This window comes from Gluconacetobacter tumulicola (genome assembly GCF_014174215.1).
In the GTDB taxonomy this organism is placed as follows: Bacteria; Pseudomonadota; Alphaproteobacteria; order Acetobacterales; family Acetobacteraceae; genus Gluconacetobacter; species Gluconacetobacter tumulicola.
Window position 1 is genome coordinate 1 of the sequence record NZ_JABEQL010000061.1, and the last position, 1,815, is coordinate 1,815.

General features: G+C 64.5%; 2 protein-coding genes. Both read left to right on the forward strand.

Annotated features, from left to right (window positions below; translation table 11 throughout):
* On the forward strand, window positions 1–409 hold a 409-nt coding region (locus tag HLH29_RS19185; RefSeq protein WP_246374492.1), incomplete at its 5' end, for a helix-turn-helix domain-containing protein.
* Window positions 406–1,644 (forward strand): type II toxin-antitoxin system HipA family toxin, encoded by a 1,239-nt coding sequence (locus HLH29_RS19190; RefSeq protein WP_182968969.1) that lies wholly within the window; start codon window positions 406–408, stop codon window positions 1,642–1,644. The genes HLH29_RS19185 and HLH29_RS19190, both read left to right, overlap by 4 nt.
* The last annotated feature ends 171 nt before the right edge of the window (window positions 1,645–1,815 follow it).

The window sequence follows — 1,815 nt, forward strand, 5'->3', positions numbered from 1 at the left end:
ATCATATTCGATCACTGTTGCACTTGATCGCGGCATCGTGGCTTCATATATCAGATATGGCCGCTTATGCGGTGATGATGGTCTTAAGAGATCAAATATGAGCTATTTCATCTTACCCAGGACGGCTGCTGAAGTGCAGGATGAGATTGCGGCGTCTGCCCGGGCGCGGCGGCTGGCAAGGAATCTGACGCAGGACGAACTCGCCCGGCGGTCCGGTGTGGCGATCGCGACGCTCCGGCGGTTTGAGAGCGGCGGGGCGGCGAGCCTGTCAACGGTTCTGGCCATCGCGGAAGCGCTTGAGGCGCTCGAAGGGTTTTCCACGCTCTTTCCGCTGCCCGAAGCGAAATCGCTGGATGAATTGAATGAAGCTGCCCAGCGCCGTCGCGCAGCCGGGCGGAAGAAAGGATGATACGGCGGCTTTCGGTGCATCTGGACTTCGGCTGTGGCGCCGAACCGCGCCGGGTGGGAACGCTTGGTCGGGACGAGGCCCGTCGGAGTGCGGCTTTCGAATGGGATGCGGGCTTTGCGGCGAGCCCCCTGCCCGTCTCGCCAGTCGCCAGGATTGCCTATGATGGCTTGCTGCGGCCGAATGCGGGTCGTGGCGCGCGCCTGCCCGCGCTGTTCGAAGACAGCCTGCCTGATGGGTGGGGCCGGCTGCTGCTGGATCGGGAAATCGCGGTACGCGGCATCAGTCGCGCGGAGATCGGGGACCTGGAGAGGCTGGCCACGATCGGCCGCCATGGTGCCGGCGCCCTGACATATATGCCCGAGACCGGCGGTCAGCCGATCGGGGCCATCGATCTGGGCTGGTTCGAAGAGATCATCCCGCATGTCGAGGATGGGGCCTCGGCGGCGGACCTCTCCCGATTGCGCATCATTTCGGGTGGCAGCCAGGGGGCGCGGCCCAAATTCATGGCGCAGATCCATGAGGACATGCGTACGCTGCGGGATCATCGCGCTTCTGTCTCCGAGGGGTGGAGGCAGGTGTTGATCAAGGGACGCGGCTCGTCCGATCCGGTCGGTGCCGTTCAGGCGGAGATCGGCTATGGCGCCCTTATGCGGAGGGCCGGCATCGACGTCAGCAGGATGTTTGCGCTGGAAGGTGTTCGGGAGCGCTTTTTTGCGACCGAGCGGTTCGACCGGCCGGGTGCGGGGCGCCTGCATATGGCGAGCGTCGCGGGGCTGCTCGACAGCGGAATGGCGCATGGGGTGATCGACTATGCCGATCTGATCAGGCTCACCAAGCTGCTGTGCGGGAGAGCGGATGCCGTCGAGCAGGTTTTTCGGCGCATGGTGTTCAATGTGCGCGCGCTCAATCGGGATGATCACGTGCGCAACCATGCGTTCCTCATGAACGCGGAGGGGGAATGGTCGCTGGCCCCGGCCTATGATGTCTCGTTCTCGGAGGGGCCCGGGGGGGAGCATTCGATATCGGTTGGCGGCGAGGGCCGTATGCCTGGGAAAGAGGCGATGGCCAGGGTCGCGCGCATTGCCGGGATCAGGCCTGCGCGGCGGGATGCGATTATAGGGGAGGTCGAGGCGTCGCTTGCCGGATGGCGTGCGATCGCGACTGATCATGACGTGCCGCAGCGGATGATCCGGCAGATCGAACATGAGATCGCGAACGCGCGTCGTTGGGCGTAGGGCCCGTTTTAGAGGCTGTTTCAAAAGCCCCGCTGGTGAGTGGAAGCGTGGCGCCAGCCACGCGTCTGGCGGTGGTTTTTGAGTATCGGAGCGGAGCGGCCTTGATGGCCGTGAGCACCGACGCGCAGGAAACCGCCGTCAGGCCGCCGCCAGCGGGGCTTTTGAAACAGC

Excerpts from the sequence above, each read along its gene's own strand:
- HLH29_RS19190 (WP_182968969.1), top strand. The coding sequence starts at position 406 with ATGATACGGCGGCTTTCGGTGCATCTGGACTTCGGCTGTGGCGCCGAA.